This is a genomic window from Streptomyces sp. MK37H, from assembly GCF_018035285.1.
Taxonomy (GTDB): Bacteria; Actinomycetota; Actinomycetes; order Streptomycetales; family Streptomycetaceae; genus Streptomyces; species Streptomyces endocoffeicus.
The window spans coordinates 1-4,002 of record NZ_JAAAYH010000614.1 but is presented as its reverse complement, the minus strand read 5'-3'; the positions used below and the strand labels follow the sequence as shown (position 1 = coordinate 4,002).

Sequence of the window (4,002 nt, the reverse complement as noted above, 5' to 3'; positions counted from 1 at the left end):
ACACCGTCGAGCAGGCCCGCACCATCGCCGCCGCCCTGGACGCCGCCGGGGTGGCCGCCATCGAGATCGCCCACGGCGACGGCCTGTCCGGCTCCAGCATCACCTACGGAATCGGCGCCCACACCGACTGGGACTGGATCGAGGCCGTCGTCGCGGGCACCGGCACGGCGATCCCCACCACCCTGCTGCTGCCGGGCATCGGCACGTTGCACGACCTCAAGCAGGCCCATGCCCTCGGCATCCGCTCCGTGCGCATCGCCACCCACTGCACCGAGGCCGACATCTCCGCCCAGCACATCTCCGCCGCCCGCGAGATGGGCATGGACGTGGCCGGGTTCCTGATGATGTCGCACATGGCGGAACCGGCCGAACTCGCCCGCCAGGCACGGCTGATGGAGTCCTACGGCGCCCACTGTGTGTACGTCACCGACTCCGGCGGCCGGCTCACCATGGACGGTGTCCGCGACCGCTTCCGCGCCTACCGCGATGTGCTCGACCCGGGCACCGAACTCGGCATCCACGCCCACCACAACCTCGCCCTCGGCGTGGCCAACACCGTAGTGGCCGTGGAGAACGGCGTCACCCGCGTCGACGCCTCCCTCGCGGGCCAGGGCGCGGGGGCGGGCAACTGCCCGCTGGAGGCGTTCATCGCCGTCGCCGACCTGATGGGCTGGAAGCACGGCTGCGACCTGTTCCCCCTCATGGACGCCGCCGACGACCTCGTACGGCCCCTCCAGGACCGCGAGGTCCGCGTCGACCGGGAGACCCTCACCCTCGGCTACGCGGGGGTGTACTCCAGCTTCCTGCGCCACGCCGAGGCAGCCGCGGTCCGCCACGGCCTGGACACCCGCGCGATCCTGGTCGAGGTGGGCCGCCGCGGGATGGTCGGCGGCCAGGAAGACATGATCACGGACATCGCACTCGACCTGGCCGCCCGCCCGGACAACACCTCCCGCCCGGACAACACCGCCCGCCCGGACAACACCTCCTGATCGCCGCCCGATCCGCGGGACGACGTGGCGGCCGAAGCCCGGCTGCTCAAGCCGATCTGTGCGTCGATCGCCCAGAACGGCGGGGCGCCCTTCCTCGCCCTGGCCGGGATCGAACTGGACGTCCCGGCGCGGGTGGAGGGGGTCTATCCGGACCTCGTACACGCCGAGGACTGGGACGCGGCCGTCGAGATCTGCTCGGCGTGGGTGAGCGATGAGGTGGCCCTGCGTTTCGCCCAGGAGTTCTGCCTCTCCGGAACCGCCGAGGAGATCGCCGGACGGCTCACCGCGCTGCACGCCGACGGGGTGACCGATGTGTTCCTCCAGCACGTCGGTTCCTACGACCCGCCCACCGAGTTGATCGAAAGTGTCGGCTCCGCGGTGCTGCCCGCCCTGCGGCCGGACGTCAGCCGATGAGGGTGCCGGACCCGGAACCGCCGTCGGCCGCGACGATCAGATTGAGCACGGTGATGTGCTGACCGCAGTTCGGGCACTCATGGCCGGTGCTGAGCGGGGGCACCGGCGCAGCCGACCGGTGGTGCGTCCGGTCCGCGGTGTCCGTGGTGTCCGTGGTGTCCGCGGTGTCCGCGCCACGGCGGTGGGCCCGCCACCACCGGGTCTTGCATCTGGAGCCGCAGAACCTGCGCGTCGGGTTCCTGCTGGTCCAGGTGAACTCGGCGCCGCATTCGGCACACCGCCGGGCTGCGGTGTCCATGTGGCCTCCTCTGTCGGCTCGCGGTGAGACTGATTCCGCATCCATCCGCCCAGTAGATCGGTGCGTGGGTTTCGGAACCGTAACGCCCTCGGTTGCTCGTGCGTCATGTGGTTCTCGGCCGGTGGAAACCGGCCAGGTGCGATGAAACCTCGCCGAAACCCCGCTCCGTGGAGGATGAGGCCGCCGAAGACGAGGGCAGGTGAGGTGTGCACGATGTCCATCCCCGCGAACGGGCGGACGACCACCCGGCGAACGGGATTGTCACTCCCTCCCGATCTGCCGCTGTCCGAGTGGCGCCACCTCGGCCAGCAGATCCACGTCATCGCCGACTCCTCCGCGTGGTGGCTGGGCGATTGGCTCGTGTTCGGCCAGGAGCACTACCCCGACCGCTACCGCCAGGCGCTGAAGCAGACCTCGCTCGACTATCAGACGCTCCGCAACTACGCCTGGGTGGCACGCAAGTTCGAGCCCGGCAGGCGGCGGGGCAAGCTGAGTTTTCAGCACCACGCGGAAGTGGCGGCCCTGCCCGAGGCCGAGCAGGAGGAGTGGCTGACCCGGGCCGAGGAGGGCGGCTGGACCCGGAATGCATTACGCCGGCAGATACGGATGCGGCGTCAGTCTCCGGAAGCCGCACAGGAGCCGGGCGTTGTGCAGGTGAGCGTGGTCGCCGAGCGCAGAATCCGCTGGGAGCGGGCGGCGGAGACCGCCGGGCTCGAGCTCATGGATTGGATCATCCAGATGCTCGACGAAGCGGCCGACGACCCGGTCCCGAATATTCCCGGCCACGCCGCCGGTCCGCCTGCCCTGGGGGCGTAAACAGCGCTCCGTAGAACCTCTAGCCAATGCTTTCCGTCCCGCCGGCGGGACGACGTCATGGATTCCGGAGCGGCATTCCCTGGATTCCCCTGATTTGGCGTTCCCGCATGCCCCGTGAAAGCATTTCATGCCTGCCCCAGGGCTCCGGGAAAGAACGCGAAGGGCCAGGTGAGGGGCTGAACGGAGCTGCCTTCACCTCATGTGACGCGCCTCGTCCCGCTGGTATCAGTAAGCACGTACAGAACGCCTTCGCTTCCGCTGGTGATCGCCCTATCCGAAACCATGAGTTCTAGTTGAGTAACCGCGGCGCGCCGTGCGTGGATACGGGGTGTCAAACCGCCTGACCGCTGTTAGAGTCTGCGTCGAAAGATTGAACGGCCTTTCGCGATTTCGCGAAGTGCGGCAACGGGGGGTGGTCGATATTGATCGGCCACGATTGGCGATCTTCGAAGTGGTGTCCAAAGCATGCCTGCCACCCCCCGGATAGAAATTCTTTTCGAGGCGAGCTCGCCTTGGAGCGGGGGGTTGGCGATGTTCGATCAGCAACTTGAGGAAGTGGTCGTCGAAGTCGACATCGCGTCGATTTCGACGGCGGAATCACCGCGAAGTTCAGGGGAGGACCCGGAGCACATCCAAGCGCTGGCGGAGACAGAAGTCACGTTACCGCCCATCATCGTTCACCGGTCCACGATGCGGGTGGTCGACGGTGCCCACCGGCTACGGGCCGCGGAGCTCCGCGGCGACGAGAAGATCGAGGTCAAGTTCTTCGACGGCAGCAAGGCCGACGCGTTCGTCCTGGCCGTCGGCTCCAACATCACCCATGGCCTGCCGCTGTCGATGACGGACCGGAAGTCCGCGGCCGCGCGCATCATCGTGTCGCATCCCCAGTGGTCGGATCGCATGATCGCGTCGGTCTCGGGCATCTCGGCGGGCACCGTCGCGGAGATCCGGCGGCGGACGTCGGCCGAGGAGGCGGCCAGTGGCAGCCGTATCGGTCAGGACGGCCGGGTCCGTCCCATCAACAGCGCCGCGGGGCGCGAGCTGGCGAGCAGGCTGATCACGGCGAACCCGGGTCTGTCGCTGCGCCAGATCGCCCGGGCCGCGGGCATCTCCCCGGAGACCGCACGGGACGTCAGGAACCGTATGAGCAGGGGCGAGGACCCCTTGCCGAAGTCGCGTGGCGCGGTGAAGGCCGAGGGTCGGCGGACCGAGGCGCTGAGCCGGTCCACGGCGGGCGCGGCCACCGCCGAGGTGGTCCCGATGGCCGACCGCCTCGCGGCCGTGCACCGTCTCACCTCGGACCCCGCCCTGCGGTTCAACGAGACGGGGCGCAGGCTGCTCCGGTTGCTCAACATCAACATGCTCAGCACGGAGGAATGGCAGGAAATCATCGCGAACGTGCCGCCGCACTGCAGCGGCATCGTGGCCAGCCTCGCCCGTGAATGCGCGGGGATGTGGGACGAGATCGCGGTCCGGGTGGAC

General features: G+C 68.9%; 5 protein-coding genes. 4 read left to right on the top strand and 1 reads right to left on the bottom strand.

The genetic code is table 11. The annotated features are described in order from the left end of the window. Together dmpG and GWI24_RS41585 are read left to right on the top strand one after the other, a co-directional pair. Positions 1-992: 4-hydroxy-2-oxovalerate aldolase (gene dmpG, locus GWI24_RS41590; RefSeq protein WP_210951205.1), on the top strand; the 992-nt coding region annotated here is incomplete at its 5' end. 24 nt (positions 993-1,016) lie between these two features. Then, positions 1,017-1,406 carry a hypothetical protein gene (locus GWI24_RS41585; RefSeq protein WP_247617613.1) on the top strand — a complete coding sequence of 130 codons (390 nt, stop codon included), beginning with the start codon at positions 1,017-1,019 and terminating at the stop codon, positions 1,404-1,406. Here GWI24_RS41585 and yacG read toward each other — a convergent pair. Beyond that, complete coding sequence (yacG, locus tag GWI24_RS41580) at positions 1,396-1,704, bottom strand: DNA gyrase inhibitor YacG (RefSeq protein WP_210951204.1); 309 nt, start codon at positions 1,702-1,704, stop codon at positions 1,396-1,398. The genes GWI24_RS41585 and yacG overlap by 11 nt on opposite strands. A 213-nt stretch (positions 1,705-1,917) precedes the next feature. Here yacG and GWI24_RS41575 point away from each other — a divergent pair, with 213 nt between their 5' ends. Then, complete coding sequence (locus GWI24_RS41575) at positions 1,918-2,520, top strand: LmbU family transcriptional regulator (protein ID WP_247617612.1); 603 nt, start codon at positions 1,918-1,920, stop codon at positions 2,518-2,520. Positions 2,521-2,985: 465 nt separating this feature from the next. Continuing rightward, on the top strand, positions 2,986-4,002 hold a 1,017-nt coding region (locus tag GWI24_RS41570; protein WP_374103406.1), incomplete at its 3' end, for a ParB N-terminal domain-containing protein.

What these genes read in the sequence shown, in the direction of transcription:
- GWI24_RS41575 (WP_247617612.1), top strand. Translation starts at nt 1,918, where the DNA reads ATGTCCATCCCCGCGAACGGGCGGACGACCACCCGGCGAACGGGATTG.
- yacG (WP_210951204.1), bottom strand. Translation starts at nt 1,704, where the DNA reads ATGGACACCGCAGCCCGGCGGTGTGCCGAATGCGGCGCCGAGTTCACC.